The following is a 23,437-nucleotide window of genomic DNA, read 5'->3' on the forward strand; positions in this document are numbered from 1 at the left end:
AAGGGGCCCTCGAAAAGGGCCCCTTTTTGTCAGACGGACCCGGTACCGTGCGCTGCCGTGAGCAACACCTTCCAGGTCGATCTACGGGGCATCGTCGATCTACTCAGTCACCACCTCTACGCGAGCCCCCGCGTGTATGTCCGCGAGCTCCTGCAGAACGCCGTGGACGCGATCACCGCGCTCGGTCCCGACCACGCCGGCCGGGTCGAGATCACCACCGGCGACACCCTCCGGATCACCGACAACGGCATCGGGCTCACCGAGGCGCAGGTGCACGAGCTGCTCGCCACCATCGGCCGCAGCTCGAAGCGGGACGAGCTGGGCTTCGCGCGACACGAGTTCCTCGGCCAGTTCGGCATCGGGCTGCTCTCCTGCTTCCTGGTGGCCGACGAGATCCGCGTGCACACCCGGCGTGCGGGTGCCGCCCCGGTGCTCTGGACCGGTTACTCCGACGGGCGTTACGAGGTGCGGCCGGGCGACGCGCGGGAGCCGGGCACCACGGTGACGCTGATGGCGCGGCGGGGTGCCGAGCACTACCTGACCAGCACGACCGTGACCGAGCTGGCCGAGCTCTACGGCTCGCTGCTGCCGGTCGACGTGACCGTGGACGGGCGCCGCGTCACCGCCGGGACGGTGCCGTGGGCGCTGCCGGCGGGCGAGCGTAATGCGTACGCGGAAGAGGTTCTGGGTTTTCGCCCCTTCGACGTGATCGAACTGAACGTGCCCGGCTCCGGCCTCAGCGGCGCGGCGTTCGTGCTGCCCACGCCGGTCAACCCGGCGAGCCGGGGCGGCCACCGGGTCTACCTCAAGCGGATGCTGCTGTCCGAGAGCGTGGAGGGGTTGCTCCCGGAGTGGGCGTTCTTCGCGCGCTGCGTGGTGGACAGCACCGAGCTGCGCCCGACCGCGAGCCGTGAGGCGCTCTACGACGACGGCATGCTGGCCGAGACCCGGGAGGCGATCGCCGATCAGCTGCGTGGCTGGCTGTTCCGGCTCTCCACCACCGATCCGCGGCGTCTGGCCCAGTTCCTGCAGATCCACCACCTCGGGGTGAAGGCCCTGGCCCTGCACGACGACGAGATGCTGCGCCTGGTCGAGCAGTGGTATCCGATGCAGACGAATGTGGGTGAGCTGACGCTCGCCGAGTTCCGGGCCCGATTCGGGATCATTCGATACGCCGCGACGGCCGACGAGTTCCGCCAGCTCGCCGCCGTGGCCGCCGCGCAGGACGTCGGGCTGATCAACGGTGGTTACGTCTACGACTCCGACCTGATCCAGCGGCTCGCCACCCTGGACCAGGAGGTGCGGGCCGAGCGCCTCGACCCGACCGACCTGACCACGAAGTTCACCGCCGTCGACGCGGAGACCGAGCTGCGCCTGCGCCCGTTCCTGACGGCCGCGCAGCGCCGCCTCGACAAGCTGGGCTGCGAGGTGGTCATCCGCGCCTTCGACCCGGCCAGTCTCCCCGCGTTGTACCTGGTGAGCCGGGCCGCCGCGTTCCACGACGAGTTCACGGCGAGCCGCGACCAGGCCGACGACCTGTGGGGCGGGGTGCTCGACGCGCTCTCCTCGACCGTGCCGAACGATCGTCCCCAACTGGTGCTCAACCACCGGAATCCGCTGATCCGGCGGGTCAGCGCGCTCGGTGACGCCGAGCTGGCCGGGCTGGCCGTCGAGTCGCTCTACGGCCAGGCGCTGCTGCTCGGTCACCATCCGATCCGGCCGTCCGACGCGGCCCTGCTGACCACGTCGTTCCTGGGCCTGCTGGACCGGGCCGTCCCCGGGGAGGAGACCCGATGAAGACCGCGGAGGAGCTGTGGGGCGTTCTCGAGGAGGCCCATCACCTGCCGCACGGCGCGGCCCAGATCGCCCTGGTCGAGCAGGTGCTCCGGCACGCGGACGGTGCGGGGGACCCGGCGCTGGCGTTCTACACCCGGCTGTTCGCGACGACGGCGTACATCTACGGCGGTGAGTCGGTGAAGTCGTTCGCCACGTTCTCCTGGTGTGTGGCCGATTTCGATCGGAACCCGCAGCCGTACCACGAGCGGTGGACCCACAACCTGCTCTGGCTGTTCAAGACCATGACCAGCGCACTCACCAAGTTCCCGGAGATTCCGCTCGCGCGGACGTACGCGGTGCTCGACGACATGGAACGGCGTTACCGCGAGACCGGTCACGGTCTGCAGCCGGTCTACAAGCACCGCTACCTGGTCGCCCGGCACATCGGCGCGACCGAGGAGGCCGACGGCTGGTTCGAGAAGTGGCGGGCGGCGCCGCGCAACGAGCTCTCCGACTGTGCCGGCTGCGACCCGACCACGATGGTGGTCCACCTCAACCGGCGGGAGCGGTTCGAGGAGGCGGTGGAGCTGGCCGCGCCCGTCCTGGCCGGCGAGCTCAACTGCAGCGAGCAGCCGCAGAGCATTCTCAGCGAGTTGATGGTGTCGTACCTGAAGAGCGGCCGGCCGGAGGACGCGGCCGATGCGCACCGGCGTTCCTACCTGGTGGAGCGGGGTAATCTCGCCGATCTCTCCGGGATCGGTGACCACATCCTGTTCTGTGCGCGCACCGGCAACGAGGCGCGCGGGCTGGAAATCCTCCAGCGGCACATCGACTGGCTGGACAGGGCGCCGTCGCCGGCGGCGGGGATGGATTTCGCGGCGGCCGCGGTCGCGCTGCTGCGCCGGCTCGTGGCGCTCGGACACGGCGACACGACGATCCGGCGGACCGGGCGGGAGGACGTCACCGTCGCGGCGCTGGCGGACGAGTTGACGGCTCACGCGACCGGGCTGGCGGAGCGCTTCGATGCCCGTAACGGTACAGATCACCAGGGCCGGATGGTTGCCGAGACGATGGCGTCCGAGCCCTATGCCGTGGTGCTGCCGCTGTCCCCGACGGCGCGGCGGGCGCACCCTCCACTGCAGACGCCGCGGAAGGAGCAGAAGCCGGAGATCGCTGAGATTCCCGCCGGTCTTTCCGCGGCCGAGCTGCTCGACCTGGCGGAGAAACACCTGGACGCGGACGAGTTCGAGGCGATCGACGCGGTGCTGGAGGCGTTCGCCGGCCGCTTCCCTGACCCGGCCGATCCGCACCTCGCCGGCCGGCTCTGGACGCTTCGCGGTTTCCGCCGCGCCGGGGAGGAGGCCGGCGGCGCCGTCGAGGCCTTCGAAAAAGCGATTTCGGCGTACGAGGTGACGGGCGATCCCGGCAAGGTCAGCGCCCTGCGCGCCCGGGTGGCGTTGGAGCGCGCCCGCCGCGAGGAACTCGCCCCGGAGGAGGCGCTGTCGACCGTCCAGGCCGACGCCGACTACCAGGACGAGCACGGCACCCATCGGGAACGCGCGAGCGCCTGGATGCGAGTGTCCACCTTGTACTTCATGATGGAGCGGTTCGACGAGGCGAACGGGGCCGGTGACCGCGCCGATCGGCACGCCACCGAGTTCGGGGAGCCGCGCCGGGTGGCGTACCACGCCCTGATGCGGGCACGGAACCGTTCCGCCGCGGACCGCGACGACGAGGCTCGCGAGGCAGCCCGGGCGGCGTGGGACTTCTACCGGGCGAACGGGCCGGCCCGGTCCAGCGCCGAGGCGGCGACGATCTACGGCCAGATGGCCGAGGATCCGGCCGACGTCGTGACCGCGATGACGGAGTCGCTGGAGTTCGGGGTGCCCGGTGCCGAGCTGGTCGCCCATGCCCTGCGCGGTCGTGCGCTGATGGCCTCGGGTCGCACGGCCGACGCGATCGACGACATGGTGGAGGCTGTCGCGATCAGCACCGAGCAGGAAAACGACCATTCCGGATCTTTCGCCCGGCAGGATCTGGCCCAGATGTACCGGGCGGCCGACCGCCTGCCGGAGGCCGCCGAGGTGGCCGAGGAAGCCTTGCTCGGGTTCGAGCGGCTGGGCTTCGCCGCGCCCGCCAACGACACGAAGTACATGCTGGCCGGCATCTATCGTGATCTTGGTGACACCGCCCGGGCGCTGGAGCTCTACCGCGAACTGATCGAAATTCTTGCCGACAATCCGGCCGGCCGAGGTCAGATCGGTGAGGACGCCGGTGAGGTGCTCTACCGGCTGGACCGCGACGCCGAGGCGGCCTTGACGTTCCGGGCCGCGGCCGAGGCGCTGCGCGAGGCCGGTGATCCGGTCGGCGAGCTGCGCGTCCTGCGTCGCCGGCTCGCGGCCCTCAACTACGCCGACGAGGTCGAAGAGGCAGAGGAGTTGATCGCCCTGGTTACTCGCCGGTACGAAGAACTCCCCGCCGAACTGGCCGAACAGCCCGGCGTCCAGTGGGGCCGCGGCGTGTTCGCATTCGAGGTCGGCAATCTCCTGATGCGTCGCGGACGATGGGCCGAGGCCCTGCCACATCTCGACGGCGCACCCGAACGGTTGCGGGCGATCGGCGCCGATGATGACGCCGACCGGGTTGCCGGGATGCGGTCCGAGGCGTTGTTCAGGTCGGGCCGGGCGGTCGAAGCGCTCGCGCTGATGGAGACGTTGCCGCCGGCGAGGCGGATCCCGGAGCTCTACGCCGAGGTCCGGGAAGCCGTCGATCGGCTGAACGACCGTTAAGCAAGGACTTGACGAAGGGTTAAGGTGGCGAGGTGACGACGGTAGAACAGCGGCACCGGACCACCCCGCCGGCGCCCCGGCGGCGGTCACGCCGCGACGAAATCCTCGAGATCGCGGTCGGCCTCTTCGCCGCGCGGGGCTATCACGGTGTCTCGATGGACGACATCGGTTCGGCGGCCGGCGTCACCGGCCCGGCGCTGTATCACCACTTCGCCGGCAAGGAGGCGATGCTGGTCGCCGCGCTGATCCCGGTCAGCGAGGGCCTGTTGGAGGGCGGCCGGGAACGCGTCGCCCGGCAGACGGCACAGGCCGAGGCGGCGCTGGCCGACCTGATCGACTTCCATGTCGACTTCGCGCTGGCCAACCCGGCGGTGATCGCGCTGCACCTGCACGAGCTGGACCGGCTGCCGGAAGAGCCACGCCGGCAGATCCGGCGGCTGCAGCGGCTCTACGTGGAGGAGTGGGTCGGCGTGCTGACCCTGCTGCGGCCCGAGCTGGAGCCGGCCGAGGCGCGGGTGCTCGCGCACGCCGCGTTCGGCCTGATGAACTCGACGCCGTTCCTGGGCGGCGAGGTGGAGCGGCGCCGGCGGGCGGCCCTGCTGCGCGACGCGACCATGCATGCTCTGACCGGCCGCTGACCCGCCGGTGAACTGCGAAAACTGAACGAACGCGCCTGAAGACCTGCCTGCGGGGAGGCCCACCGGCCACCCTGGAGGCGACGGAAACACCGGCCGTCCTACAGGGCACGCCGGAACGCCGACACACAGGAGCCCCATGATCGAGTCGTTGCTCGTCGCCAACCGCGGCGAGATCGCCCGCCGGATCATCCGCACCGCGAAGCGCCTGAACATCCGTACCATCGCGGTTCATTCCGACGCTGACGCCGACCTGCCGTTCGTGCTGGAGGCCGACGAGGCCGTCGCCATCGGTCCGGCGAACCCGGCGCAGAGCTACCGCAACGCCGACGCCATTCTCGCCGCCGCTAAGGAGCGCAACGCTCAGGCGATCCATCCCGGGTACGGCTTCCTCAGCGAGAATGCCGGATTCGCCCGTACTGTCGAATCAAGCGGCCTGGTGTGGGTCGGACCCGCCGCCGACGCGATCACCGCGATGGGCGACAAGATCAATGCCCGGAATCTGATGGCCGCGGCCGGTGTGCCGGTCGCACCGGGCACGACCGAGCCGGTCGCCGACGTCGACGCGGCCCTCGCTGCGGCACGTGAGATCGGCTATCCGGTGATGGTGAAGGCCGCGGCCGGCGGCGGTGGGATGGGCATGGCCGTCGCGGCCGACGAGGCGGCGCTGCGCACCGAACTGGGCAAGGTCCAGGCGTTCGCCGAGCGGATGTTCGGCGACGGATCGGTGCTGCTGGAGCGCTATTTCCCGCGCGTGCGGCACGTCGAGGTGCAGATCCTCGGACTGGCCGACGGCCGGGTGATCGCCCTTTCCGAGCGGGAGTGCTCGGTGCAGCGCCGCAACCAGAAGTTGGTCGAGGAGGCGCCTTCCCCGGCGGTCGGCCCGGAGTTGCGCGAGCGGATCCTGGCCGCCGCGGTCCGCGCCGGTGAGGCGGTGAACTACCGCAACGCGGGCACGGTCGAGTGCCTGCTCGACCCGGCGACCGGCGAGTTCTTCTTCCTGGAGATGAACACGCGCCTGCAGGTCGAGCATCCGATCACCGAGCTGATCCACGGCATCGACCTGGTGGAGCTGCAGCTGCGGATCGCCAGTGGCGAGGACGTGACAGTAAGTACTGACAAATCGGGTCACGCGATCGAACTGCGGATCAACGCCGAGGACCCGAAGCGTTTCCTCCCCGGGCCCGGAAAGATCACGACCTGGGTGGAGCCGGCCGACGCCCGCGTCGACTCGGGGTACACCGAGGGCAACACGGTCACCCCGTTCTACGACTCCCTGCTCGCCAAGCTGATCGTGGTCGGCGCCGACCGGATGGAAGCGCTGGCCAAGGCCCGTGCCGCGGTCGCCGGCTTCGCGATCGCCGGGCCGAAGAACAACCTCCCGTTCTTCGCCGAGCTGCTGGAGAATCCCGAGTTCGTCTCCGGTGACTACGACACCGGCATCGTCGGCCGGATGAGGTGAAACATGCCTTTCATCAGCATCCGTGAGGTCGCGCCGCGCGACGGCCTGCAGAACGAGGAGCCGATCCCGGCCGACGGCAAGATCCAGCTGATCGACGCGCTCAGCCGGACCGGCGTGCGACGCGTCGAGGCGGTCTCGTTCGTGCACCCCAAGGCCATCCCGCAGATGGCCGACGCGGACGAGGTCTGGTCCCGGATCGACCGCAACCCGGACGTCCGTTACTCCGCGCTGATCCCGAACACCCGGGGCGCCGAGCGCGCGCTCGCCGCCGGGTTCCGCGAGATCGAAGTGGTCGTCTCGGCCAGCGACACCCACAACCGGCGCAATCTCAACCGCTCCACCGACGAGTCGCTGGACGACATCGCCGGGCTGATCCCGCTGGTGCACGAGGCCGGCGCGACGCTCGAGGTGATCGTGGCGACCAGCTTCGGCTGCCCCTACGAGGGCGACATCGACCCGGAACGGGTGGCCGGCATCGTGGAACGGGTGCGTGCCGACGGTGCGGATCGGATCGCGTTCGGCGACACCACCGGGATGGCGACCCCGCGCCGGGTCAAAGACCTTCTTTCCGCAGTACGGCCGGACCTGCTCCACTTCCACAACACCCGCGGCACCGGGCTCGCGAACATTCTCACCGCCCTTGAGCTCGGAATCGTCGAGTTCGACGCGAGCGCCGGCGGGCTGGGCGGGTGCCCGTACGCACCCGGCGCCTCCGGCAACGTGGCGACCGAGGAGGTCGTCCACATGCTCCACGACATGGGTTACGACACCGGAATCGATTTGGACAAGTTGCTCCACGCCGCCGAACTGGCCGAACGCCTGGTCGGTCGTTCCCTTCCGTCAGGTGTTCTGCGAGCTGGGCCGCGTAACCGTCTCGTGTGATTCTTCGACGCGATTCCTGCGATCATTTTTCTGATTTGCTCGCGTGACTTCTCGCTCGCTCACGTCGTTACCAATACCGAGTGGCCGATATCGCCGGTCCCGGGATCGTCCGGGAATTAAAAGCGAGGCCGACGACGAGGGGTGGAAACGATGACGGGCTGGAGGGTCGAGCGCACGCCGCGCGCGGCGTCCGGTTCCGTGCCGGCCACCCCCGGCAGCTCCCTGCTCATGCCGCCCCACAGCCAGGGGGCGGAGCGGCGGACGGAGCGCCGCGCCGGACGTGCCGGTTCCCGGTGGGTCCTGCGTGCACTCGTCGTCGGTGGTCTGGCCGGCGCGGCCTGGCTGCTCACCGGTGCCGCCGCGAACGCCGCGGAACCCGACGCCGAGCCGGTCAACGGCTCGGCGTCCGGGATCGTGCTCGACGACGCCGTCGAGCCGGCGACCACCCGGCTGAATCCGAGCCGGGTGCCCGTGGCCGGCGAGCTCCTGAAGGCGGCCGCCCAGCCGCTGGAGTCCGAGCCGAAGCCCCACCGACAAGTCCTGACGATGCTCTTCGAACCGGCCGCCGAGCCGGTGGAGGACGTACTCACGGACGAGCCCGCGGACGACGCGGAACCCACCGGCGATGCCCTGCCGACGGTGCTCGCGCCGCTGCGTACCAGCAGCGGGAACGCGGACGACCAGGAGCAGCCCGCAGCCGAGGGCGACGCGGACGATCCGATGGCGCAAGCTCCCCCGACCGACGCCGCAGTGACCCTGCCGTCCACCGCTGAGCTGCCGGAACGTACAGCCCTCACCGGTGCGGCACGGGAGGCGGCAGTGCCCGAGGGCACCCGTACCGCCCAGGTTCCGGCCGGAGACGCCACGGATGGCGCCGCGCCGGCCCGGCGGGTTCGCGATCACGCCCGGTCGCACGTCCACCGGCATGCCCCGGCCGCCCGGCCGGTTGCGCCGAGGACGATCCAAGAACCGGAGGAGATCCGGGAGGACGTGCCCGGCGGTGACGGTTCCGTACCCGTGGGGACGAACCTCGGGGCGGTCAGCGGTATCCCGGCCAGTGGGTCGGGAGCGAACACGGAGGGCGGCTCGTCGGCCGTTCTTCCGGCCGGGAACGCGAACGGCCCGGTGGCCTGCCACCGCTGCCCGGTCGCGCCCGATGTCGACGCCCGGCGGCACGATGCCGAGGCGCCGACCGTCTCACCTGACTAGCCGATGGCTCGGCGGCGCGCCCGAGGGGCGGCCGCTCGTGAAACAGGCCGGACGATTCCCGAACCGTTTGCGAACAAGCGGCGAATCGTGCGCGGTCACCAGCAGTCATCATCATCATCATCACCACCGCGGCGGCGTATGTCGACGAGCGGGTCAGGGCCGGAATTCGCTATGCGCCAGGGCACCGCTGCGCCCGGATGCGGAGTTCGCTCCGAACAGCAAATTTAATACGCGGTAATCCTTGCTGACCATTTTTGAAAGGCATCACTTTTCTCATGAAGAAGACGTGGGTTCGTAAGACGCTGAGCGTCGGGATCATGGCCGCCGGCGCCCTGCTGATGGCGCCGGCCGCGGCTCAGGCCGGCGGGTACGGCAGCGTCGCTCCGGCAGGCGGGATCACCCAGGTCTCGTCGACCAACCTCGGTGCCCTGAACGGCACCCAGTTCGCCGCGCCGGTCGTCGCGCCGCTGAACGCCAACGGCAACGCCATCGCCCTGGGCGGCGTCTCCTCCGCGACCGGCGGCGGCATCAACCGGGTCGAGGGCTCGCAGGCCCGTCGCGGCGGCAGCGGCATCGCCCAGCAGTCGGGCGGGAACGTCGGCGTCCTGAACGGCACCCAGATCGCCGTGCCGGTCACCGTGCCGATCAACCAGAACGGGAACGCCGACAGCCTCTTCGGGGTCAGCTCGGCGCGCGGCAGCGGTGTCAACCACGTCACCGAGGGCGCGCAGACCACCGGCGGCGGCTGGGGCAACGGGATCGCCCAGCAGTCGGGTGGCAACGTCGGCTTCCTGAACGGGACCCAGATCGCCGTTCCGGTGACCATCCCGATCAACCAGTGCGGCAACGCGGACAGCCTGCTCGGGGTCTCCTCGGCCCAGGCGACCTGCGCCAACTTCATCGGCAGCGGCTTCGGGCGCAGCGCGCAGCAGGGCGGCTACCAGGGTGGCGCCGCGGGTCACGGTCTCGGCGGCCGTCAGACCGGCGACATGGGCTACGGCGGCCAGCAGGGTAACTCCTGTTGCCACGGCCAGGGCAACCAGCAGGGCGGCTCCTGGGGCAACAGCTTCGGTGGCAACCGGGTCGGCGGCTGGGACAGCGGCATCAACCAGAGCAGCTTCGGCAACATCGGCTTCCTGAACGGCACCCAGTTCGCGGCGCCGATCGTGGCCCCGATCAACGCCTGCGGCAACTCGCTCGGCTCTCTGCTGGGCTCGGCGCAGTCGTCGGCGATCTGCGTGAACCGGATCGGCGACACCGGCAACGACACCATGTGGGTCAAGAAGCCGGCCAAGGGTCACTACCACAGCAACCCGAGCGGTGGCGTCCGTGGTAACAACGGCGACGACTGCTCCTGCAAGGGCGGCGACAACAACAACGGCGGCGTTCGTGGCGACCAGGGTGGCTACACCAACGGTGGCGCCTCGGCCCCGGTTGTGAACGACGACCAGGGCTACAGCAACGACGACAACGGCGACGTCATGGGCGACGACAACGGCTACGGCGACGTCAAGGGTGGCCACAAGGGCGGTCACAAGGGCCACAAGGGCGACGTCAAGGGCAACACCAAGGGCAACACCAAGGGTGACAAGGGCTACGGCGACGTCAGCCCGGACACCTACGGCGACAAGACCGGTGGCCGCAAGTCGATCGAGAGCACCTCGGTCAGCGGCCTGACCGGCAGCCTCGGTGGCCTGGACCTGCTGAACTCCCTGCGCTGACGCGCTAACCGGCGGGCGCCGTCCCGGGCGCTGCCGGCACACCGGTGCTCCTCCACGCGCCGGTAATCAGGACGGGAGCCTCCGCACTCGCGGGGGCTCCCGTTCGTCGTTCCCGGGCCCGCCTCGTTTCCTGCAGCCGGGTTTCTCGCTCGAGCCGGGTTTCTCGCTCGAGCCGGGTTTCTCGCTCGAGCCGGGTTTCTCGCTCGAGCCGGGGCAAGAGCCGGGGCGGGCGCTCGTTGCCGCCGATCTTCGTTTGCGATAGCCTAACGACCGTTAAGCCTAACGAGCGTTAAGGAAAGTTGAACGAGGGGGAACGATGGACGCCGACGCGCTGGCGCAGGTCCGCAAGCGTGTCCAGGCCGGCGGTGCGGAGCGCTACCACGCGGCCAACGCGGCGAAGGGCAAGCTCTTCGCCCGGGAGCGGGTCGCTCTCCTGGTCGACGAGGGTTCCTTCGTCGAGGACGGGCTCTATGCGAACAGTCTGGCCGAGGGTCTGCCCGCCGATGGCGTGATCACCGGAGCCGGCCGGATCGGCGGCCGCGACGTGTGCGTGATGGCCAACGACTCCACGGTCAAGGCCGGCTCCTGGGGCGCCCGCACGGTCGAGAAGATCGTCCGCATCATTGAGCGGGCCTACCAGCTCGGCGTCCCGATGATCTACCTGGTCGACTCGGCCGGCGCGCGGATCACCGACCAGGTCGACCTCTTCCCCGGCCGGCGGGGCGCCGGCAAGATCTTCCATACGCAGGTCAAGGCGTCCGGCGCGATCCCGCAGATCTGCGCGCTGTTCGGCCCGTCAGCAGCCGGCGGGGCGTATATTCCGGCCTTCTGCGACGTGGTCGCCATGGTCGAGGGCAACGCCAGTATGTATCTGGGCTCCGACCGCATGGTCGAGATGGTCACCGGGGAGAAGACGACGCTCGAGGCGATGGGCGGTGCCCGGGTGCACTGCGCCGAGTCCGGCGTCGGCCACTTCCTCTGCAAGACCGAGCAGGATGCGCTGGACGTCGTCCGCACCTATCTGTCCTATGTGCCGCAGAGCTGGACCGAGCGTCCGCCTTCGGCGTCCGCCGTCGAGGCCTCAGGGGCCGATCTTGCCGCCTTGGTTCCGGCCAGCGAGCGGCAGGCCTTCGACATGCGGAGGTACGTCAAAGGCCTGGTCGACGAGGGTTCGTTCTTCGAGATCCAGGCGTTGTGGGCGCGCGAGCTGACGGTCGGGTTCGCCCGGCTGGGCGGCGAGGTGGTCGGCGTGCTCGGCAACAACTCGATGTTCAAGGGCGGTGTGCTGTTCGTCGACTCGGCCGACAAGGCGAGCCGGTTCGTGCAGCTCTGTGACGCTTTCAACATTCCGCTGCTGTTCTTGGCCGACGTGCCCGGTTTCATGGTCGGCTCGGCGGTGGAGAAACAGGGCATCATCCGGCACGGCGCAAAGATGATCACCGCAGTCTCCGAGGCCACGGTGCCGAAGATCTGCGTGGTGGTGCGCAAGGCCTACGGCGCGGGGCTCTACGCCATGGCCGGCCCCGGTTTCGAGCCGGATGCCACGATCGCGCTGCCCACCGCCAAGATCGCGGTGATGGGCGCCGAGGCCGCAGTCAACGCGGTCTACGCCAACAAGATCGCGGCGATCGAGGACCCGGAGGCCCGGGCCGCTTTCGTCGCCGAACGCCGCGCGGAGTATGAGCGCGACATCGACATCATGCGCCTGGCCAGCGAACTCGTCGTGGACGCCGTGGTCGAGCCCGGTGAGCTGCGCGGCGAGCTGATCCGGCGATTCGCCGCGGCGCGCGGCAAGGACCGTAGTTTCTCCCGCCGCCGTCACGGGGTCACTCCCGTCTAGAGGAAGCGCATAGCGAGATGGTGGATTTCCGGCTCGGCGACGAGCTAGAGGATTTGCGCGGCAGCGTCCGGCAGTTCGCCCGTGAACAGGTGGCGCCGGTCATCGCCGATCATTACGAGCACAAGACTTTCCCGTACGACGTGGTCCGCCAGATGGGCAAGATGGGTCTGTTCGGCCTGCCGTTCCCCGAGGAGTTCGGCGGGATGGGCGGTGACTACTTCGCGCTGTGCATCGCGCTGGAGGAGCTCGCCCGTGTCGACAGTTCCGTCGCGGTCACCCTGGAAGCCGCGGTTTCCCTTGGTGCGATGCCGATTTTTCGGTACGGGACGACGGCGCAGAAACAGCGCTGGCTCCCTCAGCTGGTCAGCGGTGAGGCACTTGCCGGTTTCGGTCTGACCGAGCCCGGGTCGGGGTCGGACGCGGCCGGCATCACCACCCGGGCGGTGCTCGACGACGCGACCGGCGAGTGGGTGATCAACGGGACGAAAGCGTTCATCACCAACTCCGGTACGGAGATCACCTCACTCGTCACGGTGATGGCAGCGACCGGCACGAACCCGGACGGCTCGCGGGAGCTCTCCACGATCATTGTCCCGTCCGGCACCCCGGGTTTCACCGTCGCCGCGCAGTACTCGAAGGTGGGCTGGTGCGCGTCGGACACGCACGAGCTCTCCTTCGACGACGTCCGGGTCCCGGCGGAGAACCTGCTCGGCGAGCGGGGCCGTGGGTTCGCTCAGTTCCTGCGGATCCTCGACGAAGGGCGGATCGCGATCGCCGCGCTCTCGGTCGGCCTCGCCCAGGGCTGCGTCGACGAGTCGGTGGCCTATGCGAAGCAGCGCACCGCGTTCGGCCGGCCGATCGGGGACAACCAGGCCGTCCAGTTCATGATCGCGGACATGGAGCTGCGCGCTCACCTGGCCCGGCTCGGCTACTACGACGCGGCCGCGCGGCTGATCGCCGGTGAGGACTTCAAGCGGTACGCCGCGATCGCCAAGCTGAACGCCAGCAACGCCGCCATGGAGAACAGCCGCTACGCGACCCAGGTGCACGGTGGGTACGGCTTCATGAACGAGTCCGCAGTCGGTCGTTTCTACCGCGACGCGAAGATCCTGGAAATCGGCGAGGGCACCTCGGAGGTCCAGCGGATGTTGATCGCCCGCGGCTTGGGACTTTAGGTTTTAGTAACTCTCCGGAGTCGAATTCCCGACAAACGGCCTTCTGGGTTCGCCTCGATCGAATCCGATGCCTAGGTTCGCAGCATGGCGTCCGAACAGGGCTTCGCGGCCCTGCTGCGCAATTATCGACGGCGTGCCGGCCTGACTCAGGTGGAGCTGGCCGACCGCGCTGCCATCGGCGTGCGTACGGTCCGTGATCTGGAGCGAGGCCGCGCTTCCCGTCCACAGAGGACTACCGCCGAACTGCTGGTGCGGGCCCTGGGCCTGACCGGTTCTGATCGGGACGGATTCCTTGACGTGGCCCGCGGCCGGCTCGTCAACGGCGCCCCGGACACCCCGTTCCTGCGCGCCGCGACGGTCGACGAGCTGATCGGGCGGGACGCCGACATCGCCGAGTTCATGGCCCTGCTCTCCGACGCCGACGGGCCGCGCGGCGCGACCCTGGTCGGCGTCGCCGGCGTGGGCAAGACCAGCCTCGCCACCGTCGTCGCGCACCGGCTGGCCGGCGTCCATCCGGGCGGGGTCGCCGGCGTCGCGGTGGACGACGACTCGACCGCCGGTGAGCTGCTCGACGTCGTCGCGGCCGGGTTCGGGGCGGCTCACGCGCGGGACCTGCCCGGGCACCTCGCCGGCGGGCCGGCGCTGCTCTTCGTGGACGGGGTGGACCGAGCGCCGACGGCGGCCGGGGAGGCCCTGACCGGGCTGCTGGAACGGGTGCCACGACTGCGGTTGCTGGCGACCGGACGACAGCCGGCCGGGTTCACCGGGGAACGGGTGTGGGCGGTGGCGCCGCTGACGGTGCCGCCGGTGGAGCATTCCGCGGGGACGGTTGCGGAGCTGATGCCGTACTCGGCAATCGGTCTTTTTCTGGAACGTCTCGGACGGGTGCGCCGGACGCGGCTCGCGCCGCACGAGATCGCCCCGCTCGCGGCACTGGTCCGGCGGCTGGGCGGCCTGCCGCTCGCGATCGAGCTGGCGGCGGCCCGTGGGCGGGTGCTGACCATCCCGGAGATCCTCGCCGGCTATTCCGTCCCGGCTCCGCACCCGGTCGTGCCGTTGCCGGTCGTCGTGGCGGAGACCTACCGGGTGCTGGCGGCGCCCGAGCAGCGGGCGTTGCGGCTGCTGGCGATGTTCCGACACCGGTGGTCGCGCGAGCACGCCGAAGTGGTGCTGGACACATCGGACGGTGACCGCGCCGACGTGGTGCATCTGCTCGACCGGCTGGTCGCGTTGGGCCTGCTCAGTGTGGGTGGCGACGACGTGGTGCGGTTCCGCCTGCCGGCCGCGGTCCGGGATTTCGCCACCGAGCGCGCGGCGGCCGAGGGCGAGTTGGAGGAGGCGCGGAAGCGGCACGCACGCCTTGGCCCGGACACCGCCTCCGGCGACCGCGTCGTCCCCTGACACTTGCTGCCTGCTGCCTGCTGCTTGCCGCGTGAGTCAAGGCGCAGTCGCCTCACGGGCTGGAATCCTGGCCTCGAAGTCGGGCGAGAGCCGGGAGCCTGCCGAACGCTGCGGCCGGGACCCACGCGAGGTTGGGGAAGGCTGCGGCCGGGACCCACGCGAGGTTGGGGAAGGGTGCGGCCGGGACCCACGCCAGGTTGAGGAAGGGTGCGGCCGAAGTCTCCGCGAGGCTGCGGAACGTGCGGAACGTGCGGGGCCGGGGCCCCGGGCGCGGCGTGCGCAACCGACGCGATTCGTGCCCCCCACACGCGCCGGTCGCAGCGACGCCGCGCCCCCAAGCGGCGAGAACGAAGACTCCCCCGAAAGCCCCGTCAGTCGCCTCGAACGCGCCGCATCCCCCAGGGCCGCAACACTAGCCCGGCCGTGCACGCGGCCGAGGGAATTCGCCCGTTCTGCCGGTGGTTCTGCCGGTCTGGCCGGTCCGAGTTGGACCGTCATGACCGTTTCTGATCTGGTCTCCCATCGACCTCGGTCGACGGTTTCTGTGCGTTGACCGGGTCAGGCGGACGCCACTGCTTCCGCGCTGCCGGTGGTAGCGTCCGGGTGGCCGGGTCAGGCGGACGCGACCGTTTCCGCGCTGCTGGCGGTAGCGTCCGGCTGGCCGGGTCAGGCGGACGCGACCGTTTCCGCGCTGCCGGCAGTGGCGTCCGGATTGACCGCGTCGCGGATCGTGCGCAGCGAATCGAGCAGATCGTCCAGCCGGTCCTGCGGGAGCAGCCCGACATACCACTGCTGGACCAGTTCCAGGTGCCCCGGCAGTACCTGGGCCAGCCGGTTCTGCCCGGCGTCGGTGATCACCGCGTAGGAACTGCGCCGGTCGGTCGGGCAGGCCTCGCGGCGGACCAGGCCGCCGCGCTCCATCCGGTCGACGACCCGGGTCACGCCGCTGGTGGAGAGCGTGGTCTGGCCGGCGAGATCGGTCATCCGGAGGCGGTGGCCGGGCGAGCGGGCGAGGCGCATCAGCACCTCGAACTCGACCGGGGAGAGGCGGTGCTGCTCGAACTGTGCGGCGAGGCGGTTCATCAGACCCGTGTACGCCTCGGCCAGCAGGCCGACCGCGGTGAGGCGAGGGTCGTCCAGATCGGTGTTCACCTAGTCAACACTACCAGGCACTTGACAGGAGGAATATTGCTCCGCATATAGTTGTTCCGTCAGACAAGCAACCCGCCAGCTTTCGAAAGAAGGACAAGTCATGACGCGCGAGTTCGAGGGTCTTCAGTTTCCGGACGCCGGCACCTACGAGCTGGACGCTGCGCACAAGCGGGTCGGCTTCGTCGTGAAGCACCTCATGGTCAGCAAGGTCCGCGGTCAGTTCAGCGAGGCGACCGCGACCATCGTGGTGGCGGAGAACCCGCTGGAGTCCTCGGTGACGGCGTCGATCAAGACCGCCAGTGTCGAGACCGGGCAGGTCGACCGTGACAACCACCTGCGCACCGGTGACTTCTTCGAGGCCGAGAAGTTCCCGACCATGGATTACCGGAGCACCGGTGTGAAGTCGCACTCGGGCACCGAGTTCGTCCTCGACGGTGAGCTGACCATCAAGGGCGTCACCAAGCCGGTCGAGCTGGTCGTCGAGTTCGAGGGTGCCACCACCAGCCCCTACGGGCAGAGCATCTTCGGCTTCAGCGCCACCACCGAGATCGACCGCGACGACTGGGGCTTGAACTGGAACGTCGCGCTCGAGGGCGGCGGCGTGATGGTCAGCAAGAAGGTCAAGATCGAGATCGAGGGCGAGGCCGTTCTTCAGGCCTGATCCCCGCACTGTCCACACGCGAGGCGCCACCGGGAATCCCGGTGGCGCCTCGCGCTGTCTGTGGGTGGTCGTCTGGCGATAGCCGCCCGGGGATGGGAAGGTGGACCGACAGTATCCGCTCGTTCACAGCATGGTGATCGACGTCCGTTTCGTCCCCGACCGGCTCGGGAGGGCAGTATGGGCAAAGATCTGGCACACGCGATCTTCTCGCCCGACGATCGGGTCCGGTTCCGGCACCGGGTTCGGCGCGGCCTGGATGTGCTGGGCGGCCTGCTGGACGCCGACGTGTTCGACCCCGGGACCGGCATGACCGGGCTGGAGATCGAGATCAACCTGGTGGACGCCGATGCCCGTCCAGCGATGCGCAACGCCGAGCTGCTGGCCGATCTGGGCGACCCTCGGTTCCAGGCTGAGCTGGGACGATTCAACATCGAACTCAACGTGCCTCCGCGTCACATCTCGGCGGAGGGTTTCGCGGGCTTCGAAAAAGACATTTCAGATGCCTTGCGTACGGCCGAGGAGCGCGCCGGAAAAGCCGACAGTCGCCTGGCGCTCATCGGGATGCTGCCCACGCTCGTACCGGATGATCTGGTTCTGGAAAATCTGTCGGACGGCGAGCGGTTCCGGGCACTGAACGACGAGATCGTGGCGGCCCGGGGCGAGCAGTTCCCGCTGGACATCCGCGGGGTGGAGCGGTTGCGCAGCGCGAGCTCGACGATCGTGCCGGAGGCGGCCTGCACCAGCGCTCAGTTCCATCTGCAGGTTGCGCCGGAGTGGTTCGCGCGCTACTGGAACGCGTCCCAGGCAGTGGCCGGCGTGCAGGTCGCGCTCGGGGCCAACGCGCCGTTCCTGCACGGGCGCCGGCTCTGGGCCGAGACCCGGATCGCCCTGTTCGAGCAGGCCACCGACACCCGGCCGGACGAGCTCAAGGCGCAGGGGGTGCGGCCGCGAGTCTGGTTCGGTGAGCGGTGGATCACCTCGGTCTTCGACCTCTACGAGGAGAACGTCCGGTTCTTCCCGCCACTGCTGCCGATGCTCAGCGACGAGGACCCGGTCGAGGTGCGATCCGGCGGCGGGATTCCGCGATTGGCTGAGCTCTGCCTGCACAACGGGACGGTCTACCGGTGGAACCGGCCGGTCTACGACGTGATGGACGGACGACCGCACCTGCGCGTGGAGAACAGGGTGCTGCCGTCCGGCCCGACCGTCGTCGACCTGCTCGCCAACGCGGCCTTCTACTTCGGGGTGGTGCGCCGGCTCGCCGAGTCGGAACGCCCGATCTGGTCCCGGCTCGACTTCGCCGTCGCGGGCGCCAACTTCCGGGTCGGAGCGCGGGACGGGCTGGGTGCCGCGATGCGCTGGCCCGCGCTCGGTGAGGTGCCCGCCGCGGAACTGGTGCTGGAGACGTTGCTGCCGCTGGCGTACGAGGGACTCGACCGGTTCGGGGTCGACCCGGGCGAACGGGACCGGCTGCTCGGCATCATCGAGGGACGCTGCCGGACCAGGCAGAACGGGGCTTCGTGGCAGACCGCCGCGGTGTGCGCAGCCGAACACCGCGGCCTGTCACGAGCCGATGCCCTGGTGGAGATGACCCGCCGCTACCTCGACTGGCAGCGCACGAACGAGCCCGTACACACCTGGGTCTAGTTCTTGGGGTTGATCCGGGCGATCGGCGGGTTCGCCGGGGGTGGCGTGATCGTGGAGCGCGGGGTCGCCTCCTTGCGGGCGGCGGCGCGCTTCGCGGCGTTCTTGGTGGGGCGGGCGGCCGCGGCGATCTCCGGGTCGGCCAGGCTGTCGTCCTCGCCGGCCGAAGGCTTCGGGGCGGCAGCCGCTGCGGGCTTGGCTTTAGCCGAACCCGGAACCGAAGCCGGAACCGAAGCCGGAGCCGGAACCGAAGCCGGAGCCGAAGATGAACCCGAACCCGAACCCGAAGCCGGTACGGGTCCCGGTGTCGCGGGAGCTGCGGACTCGGCCTTGGGGGTGCGCGGTTTGCGCCCCTTGGTCTCCGGATCCGGCTCGGCCACCGGCGTCTCCGGCTCGGGTTCGACCGGGCGGCGCTTGCCGAAGAGCCAGCGACGACGGCCGGACTTCTCCTCTTCGGACAGATCCGGCGCGTACGGCTCCCCGTCCGGCGTGAATTTCGAGCGTTTCGTGGCCTTCGTGGCCTTGGCCGGCACCCGGTCGGCGGGAGCGGGCGGCTCGGCGGCCGGCGTGGGGCTCGGCGTGGGCCGCGGCTGGGCGGGCACCGGGCGGGTCGCCGCCGGCGTGGTCGCGCTGCCAGTGGCCGTACCCGAATCGGTTGGCTCTTCGGCATTGGCGCCGCTCGGCAGCGGTGGCGGAGCGGATGAACGCCGGGCGGCGCCGCGCGGCCCCTTGGCCAGCGAGACCGTCAACGCCGACCCGGCCAGACCGGCCAGGACCCCGTAGGGTGCGATCAGGTACGCCGACTGGAGCGGGCCGGTCGCGTCGGTCAGCAGCGGCGCCAGGGACAGGAACGAGATCGCCACCAGCAGCGGACCCACCGCGCCGGACGTCGCGGTGCCGAGCCCGAGGTTGCCGCGGCGGGCGGCCGGGAACGCCAGGATCAGCCCGATCAGGAACGCCGCGGCGAGCGTCAAAACGGCGCTCGGCCAGTAGATCCCGCCGTACCGGATCGGGGTCTGGCTCTCGGCGAACTGCCAGCTGGTCAGGTAGGTGTCCAGGTCACGCTTGCTCAGCAGCTCGGCGGCGACCCCGGCGACGGCGAGCGCCCAGAGCCAGGCCGCGGTGCCGAGCAGGTTCGCGGCGACGGGCGCCGAGGAGATCGCCCAGAAGGCGACCACGACCCCGGTGACCAGGCCGATCAGGGCGTAGCCGACGGCGACGAGCTGCGGCGAATGGGAGAAGAGGTTGGCCGGGCGCACCGCGGAACGCGCCGGCAGGGCGACCAGCGCGACCGAGACCAGCGCGCCGAGTGCGGCCGAACCGGCGATCGCCATGCGCCACAGCGTGCGCCAGGGCGCGGGACGATCGGCGCGCAGCCGACCGGCGATCACGGCACCGAGAACGGTGGCGCTCGCGGTGATCCAGGTGGCCCAGCCCAGACTGTTCAGCCAGGTGCTGTCCGATACGGTGGCGACGGACGGCCACTCGATGACGCCGAGGCCGTAGCCCAGACCAAGTTGTGCGGCGCCCGCGCCGGCGGCGATCCCGGCCGCGGCGCCGGCCTGTGATGTCCAGCCCTTCTCGGCCATGCCGGGCACTGTACTGGCCGTTGCCGATGTCCGCGAAACACCCATCCTGGTCACACCCTGGATTCTGTTGCTCACGGAACTCCCCGGGCTACTCCAAGATTCGATACCTTGACGCTGCGCCGAGATCGTGTGTACGGAGCTGAGGGAGCGGCTATGCCGGACGAGCGTCAACCGGGTGAGGACGAGACGCGCCCGATGCGGGCGGTCGACGGCAACGACGACGCGACCCGGGTGCAGCCGAATCAGCCGTCCGGTCGTCCCCGATCGGGGGACACCCCCACCCAGCCGATGTCACCGGCCGGCGAATGGGATCCGTGGACCGGCCGGGCCTCGGTGCGTCCGCCACGGCCGGAACAGACGGAGTACACCGAGACCGAATGGACGACCGGCCCGGAGGACGAGGAGCCGTCCGGTCGCTGGTGGATGCCGATCGTCGTCGGGATCGTGGCGCTGGTGCTGCTCGGCCTGCTCGGCTTCGGCATCTACCTGATCGTGCAGAACTCCGGCGGCGACGTGGACACCCCGCAGCCGACCCCGGCACAGACCCGGGCCACCACGACGGTGACCATCCCGGCCACGACCGAGCCGACGACCGAACCGCCGGTCAGCACGGCACCGACGACCGACCCGGCGACCACCGAGGCGACCGTGCCGGCGCTGCGCGGTATGCCGCTCGCGGACGCGGAGGCGGCACTGGCCCGCAGTGGACTGGGCTACCGGGTGATCAAGCTGCCCAGTGATGCCGAACCGGGCACGGTGATCGACTGCGACCCGGCGGAAGGCCAGCTCGTGCCACCCGACTCGAAGATCACCCTCGTCGTCGCGGCCGCGCGGACGGGCGGCCCGACCTCGACGACGACGGCGCCGGCCGGGGGTGCCAGCACCGAGCCTGACGGGAACTGACCGCGTCCCCGGCGTCGGGTCGGCTCAGCGTGGCGCACGGATCGGCCGGACGGGAGCCACGTTCGGCCTGGTGGCGGGCTGACGGCCATTGCGGGCCCGCGGGTCGGGGGCCTTGCCGACCGGTCGCAGGCCGCTGACCTGCACGAAGATGGAGCGGCGTTCCACGGCGTCGCCGGCCGAGTTCAGCTCATAGCCGTCGAGCCAGACCCAGCCCTCGTACGTCGGCCAGTCGTGCACCCGGATGACCCGGAACAGCATCGGTGATGCGAATTGGACGCTCGCCGCCTTTGTCACGTGAATGACATCACCGGACCGAGGAAGTAGCACGTCATCTCCTGCCCTGAGAATCTTTGCCGGATGGACTCGCTGGATTGACTTGTGACACAGATGCACCAGTCTGCCCGGCTCATGCACCTTTGCAAGCCTTCGACGGTGCCAACCATCGACGGTTGCAGAACGTCACCATCGCCGATCCTGCCACCCGGGTCTCGGGAGGAAGTCCAAGCTGGACCCCAGGTTGGCTCGGCACCCCGTGTCGGACGTCATTTTGGTGTGATTGCGTCGGACTTGGCTACCTCACTCAAGAACGTTAAGTGATGCAAGCCATACGGAAAGATTGCACCACCAGTGTCGTCGATGCAAGTTGCACGTCCCCCTTCCGTGATGCTGAGTGATCATGGCGCGGCTCTCGGTGATCATTGCGCTTGTGCAGGTGGGGTCGACATGAGCGGACAGTGACGCATGATCCATAGTGCTCTGAGCGATTCGGACATTAAACCCCAAATCGTGTTAATCACTGTCCAAATGCTTCTGAGCAGCCAGGATCCAACTTGTCCGATGGGACTAACCCGATCGGAGAACCCCATCCGTGATGCGCGTCCCTGCGTACCCACGGTCGTTACTGGATTCAGAGCGATCGTTGGCGGGCACGTGCCGCCGGGATCGGTACACCCCTGGGCAGAGGAGTGCCATCGTGGAAATCGAGGTCAAAGGTCTCCGGGTCGACCTGAGCCGGGCGCAGTGGTTCAAGAGCGCCCGAAGCGGTGCGGACAGTGACAACTGCGTCGAGGTGGCGTTCGTCGACGACGCGATCGCGGTCCGTGACTCGAAGAACCCGGCCGGCGCGGCGCTGATCTTCACCGCGGCCGAGTGGGACGCGTTCGTGCACGGCGCCAAGGACGGCGAGTTCGATCTCTGAACCCTCGTCCCCTCCCGGCGGCCGACTCGGTGACCTGCGCCAACGAGTCGGCCGTGGCTATTTGCCCGATTTTCCCGTCGCCGAGCGCGGCGCGCCTCGTTGAATTGTCCAAGCGCGGACCGGACCGCGCTGACGGGCCGGGACGGATTTCAACGAGGCAAGGCAGTGAGATGACGATTGGTTCCGAGAACCTCAGCAACGGCTCGGCGACGGCGCAGGACCGGTTCAGCGGAGGCGTGAGCGCGTACCGGCACGGCCGCCGCGAAGCGCTGAACGGCGACCTCGGCGACGGCGAGCTCCTGTCCCGCGGCATGTCGGGCCTCCCGACCCGCACCCCCGGACACGCCCGCAGCATCGAGCCGACCGGCCCGCTCGACCGCGCGGCCAAGCTCCCGTCGCTCGACCTCCAGGGCCTGACCGAGCCGGTCTTCCCGGCGAACTGGAACGACGGCAGCAACACCTCGATGGCGGACCACCCCCTGCTGCGTGGCCTGCTGCTCGAGCTGCCCGAGCGAGGCGCTCTGCCGCAGTCGGACTGGCTCGACCGGTGGTTCGAGGCGGCGCGGTCCATCCTGGAGCTCCTCTACGTGCAAGAGGCCAAGAAGACCGCGCACTGACCCGATCAGCGGACGCCGGCGCGGGCCCGCTCCCGGGCCCGGTCGAGCGGGGCGAGGACCAGCGGGGCCAGTCGGCCGTGGCGCAGCGCCGCCCGGATACCGATGGCCACGACCGCGACGGCCACCACGGTGATCCCGATCCCGGCGATCCCGGCGAAGCCGGTGGTGGCCGGGACCCCGCTGCCGGGCAGTTGGACCAGGCCCGCCGCCAGCGGCAGGGCGACGATCGCGGCCAGGCCGGTGACCTGGAGCGGAGCGGTGATCAGCGGGTGGGCCGCGGCGGCCCGCAGCGCGGGCGGCACCGGAGCCAGCGGGGCGGTCGCGAAGGCGCCCGCTCCCCGGCGCACCCAGCTCAGCTTGCGCACGCCCATGGTCAGCACGAAGAGGGCCGGCACGGCCGGGAGCAAGGCTGCCGCGGGCGCCGCCGAAGCGCCCGGCACCAACGCGGTGACCACAGGTACCGCGACGAACAACGCTGCCCCCGCACCGGCCAGGACGGCGAGCAGCCCGGCACGGCGGCGCATCAAGCGCGCGGTGCCGGCTGCCGGCAACCCGTCCGCCAGCAGCCCGGCAGCGAGCCAGACGGTGGCGAGGGCGCCGATCAGAATCACGTCCACAGCGGTGTTCACATCGACAGCGTTCACCCACGGTTGTCGAATCGAAACCGGGATATGCCCCCATCAGGAACCCGTAGGGGTTCGTCTCAGCCTGCTCACAGGCTTATGAGCTCGGCATACGCCGGCCAGACGGTCCGATGGCATGACTGCGGGTGTCAACATCATG

General features: G+C 69.9%; 19 protein-coding genes. 15 read left to right on the top strand and 4 right to left on the bottom strand.

Annotated elements, in window-relative coordinates:
- Nucleotides 1–57: 57 nt before the first annotated feature.
- The 10 genes from ACH442_RS24375 (at nt 58) to ACH442_RS24420 (ending at nt 14,890) form a co-directional block, all read left to right on the top strand.
- Nucleotides 58–1,797 carry an HSP90 family protein gene (locus ACH442_RS24375; protein ID WP_396340393.1) on the top strand — a complete coding sequence of 580 codons (1,740 nt, stop codon included), beginning with the start codon at nt 58–60 and terminating at the stop codon, nt 1,795–1,797.
- The gene (locus ACH442_RS24380) at nt 1,794–4,565 is read left to right on the top strand and encodes a tetratricopeptide repeat protein (RefSeq protein ID WP_396340394.1); all 2,772 of its coding nucleotides are present in this window, start codon (nt 1,794–1,796) and stop codon (nt 4,563–4,565) included. Before ACH442_RS24375 ends, ACH442_RS24380 begins: the two co-directional genes overlap by 4 nt.
- Before the next feature lie 32 nt (nt 4,566–4,597).
- Nucleotides 4,598–5,203, top strand: coding sequence for a TetR/AcrR family transcriptional regulator (locus ACH442_RS24385; protein WP_396340395.1), 606 nt, complete (start codon nt 4,598–4,600; stop codon nt 5,201–5,203).
- A gap of 136 nt (nt 5,204–5,339) precedes the next feature.
- Complete coding sequence (locus tag ACH442_RS24390; RefSeq protein ID WP_396340396.1) at nt 5,340–6,662, top strand: acetyl/propionyl/methylcrotonyl-CoA carboxylase subunit alpha; 1,323 nt, start codon at nt 5,340–5,342, stop codon at nt 6,660–6,662.
- Nucleotides 6,663–6,665: 3 nt separating this feature from the next.
- Entirely contained in the window at nt 6,666–7,544 is an 879-nt protein-coding gene (locus tag ACH442_RS24395) for a hydroxymethylglutaryl-CoA lyase (RefSeq protein WP_396340397.1), read from the top strand.
- 150 nt (nt 7,545–7,694) lie between these two features.
- The gene (locus ACH442_RS24400; protein WP_396340398.1) at nt 7,695–8,753 is read left to right on the top strand and encodes a hypothetical protein; all 1,059 of its coding nucleotides are present in this window, start codon (nt 7,695–7,697) and stop codon (nt 8,751–8,753) included.
- 275 nt (nt 8,754–9,028) lie between these two features.
- The gene (locus tag ACH442_RS24405) at nt 9,029–10,474 is read left to right on the top strand and encodes a hypothetical protein (RefSeq protein ID WP_396340399.1); all 1,446 of its coding nucleotides are present in this window, start codon (nt 9,029–9,031) and stop codon (nt 10,472–10,474) included.
- Between the two features lie 316 nt (nt 10,475–10,790).
- Nucleotides 10,791–12,314 carry an acyl-CoA carboxylase subunit beta gene (locus tag ACH442_RS24410; protein ID WP_396340400.1) on the top strand — a complete coding sequence of 508 codons (1,524 nt, stop codon included), beginning with the start codon at nt 10,791–10,793 and terminating at the stop codon, nt 12,312–12,314.
- Between the two features lie 20 nt (nt 12,315–12,334).
- Nucleotides 12,335–13,489, top strand: a complete 1,155-nt coding sequence (locus ACH442_RS24415; protein ID WP_396340528.1) for an acyl-CoA dehydrogenase family protein — start codon at nt 12,335–12,337, stop codon at nt 13,487–13,489.
- An 84-nt stretch (nt 13,490–13,573) separates the two neighbouring features.
- Nucleotides 13,574–14,890, top strand: coding sequence for an ATP-binding protein (locus ACH442_RS24420; RefSeq protein WP_396340401.1), 1,317 nt, complete (start codon nt 13,574–13,576; stop codon nt 14,888–14,890).
- A 666-nt stretch (nt 14,891–15,556) separates the two neighbouring features.
- On the opposite strand, the gene ACH442_RS24425 is transcribed toward ACH442_RS24420, so the two are convergent.
- Complete coding sequence (locus ACH442_RS24425) at nt 15,557–16,042, bottom strand: MarR family winged helix-turn-helix transcriptional regulator (protein WP_396340402.1); 486 nt, start codon at nt 16,040–16,042, stop codon at nt 15,557–15,559.
- Between the two features lie 100 nt (nt 16,043–16,142).
- Between ACH442_RS24425 and ACH442_RS24430 the strand changes: the two genes are divergently transcribed.
- Nucleotides 16,143–16,703 carry a YceI family protein gene (locus tag ACH442_RS24430; RefSeq protein ID WP_396340403.1) on the top strand — a complete coding sequence of 187 codons (561 nt, stop codon included), beginning with the start codon at nt 16,143–16,145 and terminating at the stop codon, nt 16,701–16,703.
- A 177-nt stretch (nt 16,704–16,880) separates the two neighbouring features.
- A complete protein-coding gene (locus ACH442_RS24435; RefSeq protein ID WP_396340404.1) occupies nt 16,881–18,350 on the top strand; it encodes a glutamate--cysteine ligase in 1,470 nt (489 codons plus the stop codon).
- Here the strand turns inward: ACH442_RS24435 and ACH442_RS24440 are convergent.
- The gene (locus ACH442_RS24440) at nt 18,347–19,936 is read right to left on the bottom strand and encodes a Hansenula MRAKII killer toxin-resistant protein 1 (RefSeq protein WP_396340405.1); all 1,590 of its coding nucleotides are present in this window, start codon (nt 19,934–19,936) and stop codon (nt 18,347–18,349) included. The genes ACH442_RS24435 and ACH442_RS24440 overlap by 4 nt on opposite strands.
- A 153-nt stretch (nt 19,937–20,089) precedes the next feature.
- Here ACH442_RS24440 and ACH442_RS24445 point away from each other — a divergent pair, with 153 nt between their 5' ends.
- Nucleotides 20,090–20,839: a PASTA domain-containing protein gene (locus tag ACH442_RS24445; protein ID WP_396340406.1), complete on the top strand. Its 750-nt coding sequence runs from the start codon at nt 20,090–20,092 to the stop codon at nt 20,837–20,839.
- Between the two features lie 24 nt (nt 20,840–20,863).
- Here ACH442_RS24445 and ACH442_RS24450 read toward each other — a convergent pair whose 3' ends face one another.
- The gene (locus ACH442_RS24450; RefSeq protein WP_396340408.1) at nt 20,864–21,166 is read right to left on the bottom strand and encodes a hypothetical protein; all 303 of its coding nucleotides are present in this window, start codon (nt 21,164–21,166) and stop codon (nt 20,864–20,866) included.
- A 646-nt stretch (nt 21,167–21,812) separates the two neighbouring features.
- Here ACH442_RS24450 and ACH442_RS24455 point away from each other — a divergent pair.
- Both ACH442_RS24455 and ACH442_RS24460 read left to right on the top strand, forming a co-directional pair.
- Nucleotides 21,813–22,037 carry a DUF397 domain-containing protein gene (locus tag ACH442_RS24455; protein ID WP_396340409.1) on the top strand — a complete coding sequence of 75 codons (225 nt, stop codon included), beginning with the start codon at nt 21,813–21,815 and terminating at the stop codon, nt 22,035–22,037.
- A 170-nt stretch (nt 22,038–22,207) separates the two neighbouring features.
- Nucleotides 22,208–22,654, top strand: coding sequence for a hypothetical protein (locus tag ACH442_RS24460; RefSeq protein WP_396340410.1), 447 nt, complete (start codon nt 22,208–22,210; stop codon nt 22,652–22,654).
- A 5-nt stretch (nt 22,655–22,659) separates the two neighbouring features.
- Here the strand turns inward: ACH442_RS24460 and ACH442_RS24465 are convergent, their stop codons facing one another.
- A complete protein-coding gene (locus ACH442_RS24465; RefSeq protein WP_396340411.1) occupies nt 22,660–23,283 on the bottom strand; it encodes a hypothetical protein in 624 nt (207 codons plus the stop codon).
- Between the last annotated feature and the right edge of the window lie 154 nt (nt 23,284–23,437).

Source organism: Actinoplanes sp. NPDC020271 (genome assembly GCF_044388125.1).
In the GTDB taxonomy this organism is placed as follows: Bacteria; Actinomycetota; Actinomycetes; order Mycobacteriales; family Micromonosporaceae; genus Actinoplanes.

Coding starts and splice junctions, on each gene's coding strand:
- ACH442_RS24380 (WP_396340394.1), top strand. CDS start 1,794: ATGAAGACCGCGGAGGAGCTGTGGGGCGTTCTCGAGGAGGCCCATCAC.
- ACH442_RS24390 (WP_396340396.1), top strand. CDS start 5,340: ATGATCGAGTCGTTGCTCGTCGCCAACCGCGGCGAGATCGCCCGCCGG.
- ACH442_RS24395 (WP_396340397.1), top strand. CDS start 6,666: ATGCCTTTCATCAGCATCCGTGAGGTCGCGCCGCGCGACGGCCTGCAG.
- ACH442_RS24400 (WP_396340398.1), top strand. CDS start 7,695: ATGACGGGCTGGAGGGTCGAGCGCACGCCGCGCGCGGCGTCCGGTTCC.
- ACH442_RS24405 (WP_396340399.1), top strand. CDS start 9,029: ATGAAGAAGACGTGGGTTCGTAAGACGCTGAGCGTCGGGATCATGGCC.
- ACH442_RS24410 (WP_396340400.1), top strand. CDS start 10,791: ATGGACGCCGACGCGCTGGCGCAGGTCCGCAAGCGTGTCCAGGCCGGC.
- ACH442_RS24420 (WP_396340401.1), top strand. CDS start 13,574: ATGGCGTCCGAACAGGGCTTCGCGGCCCTGCTGCGCAATTATCGACGG.
- ACH442_RS24430 (WP_396340403.1), top strand. CDS start 16,143: ATGACGCGCGAGTTCGAGGGTCTTCAGTTTCCGGACGCCGGCACCTAC.
- ACH442_RS24435 (WP_396340404.1), top strand. CDS start 16,881: ATGGGCAAAGATCTGGCACACGCGATCTTCTCGCCCGACGATCGGGTC.
- ACH442_RS24440 (WP_396340405.1), bottom strand. CDS start 19,936: ATGGCCGAGAAGGGCTGGACATCACAGGCCGGCGCCGCGGCCGGGATC.
- ACH442_RS24445 (WP_396340406.1), top strand. CDS start 20,090: ATGCCGGACGAGCGTCAACCGGGTGAGGACGAGACGCGCCCGATGCGG.
- ACH442_RS24460 (WP_396340410.1), top strand. CDS start 22,208: ATGACGATTGGTTCCGAGAACCTCAGCAACGGCTCGGCGACGGCGCAG.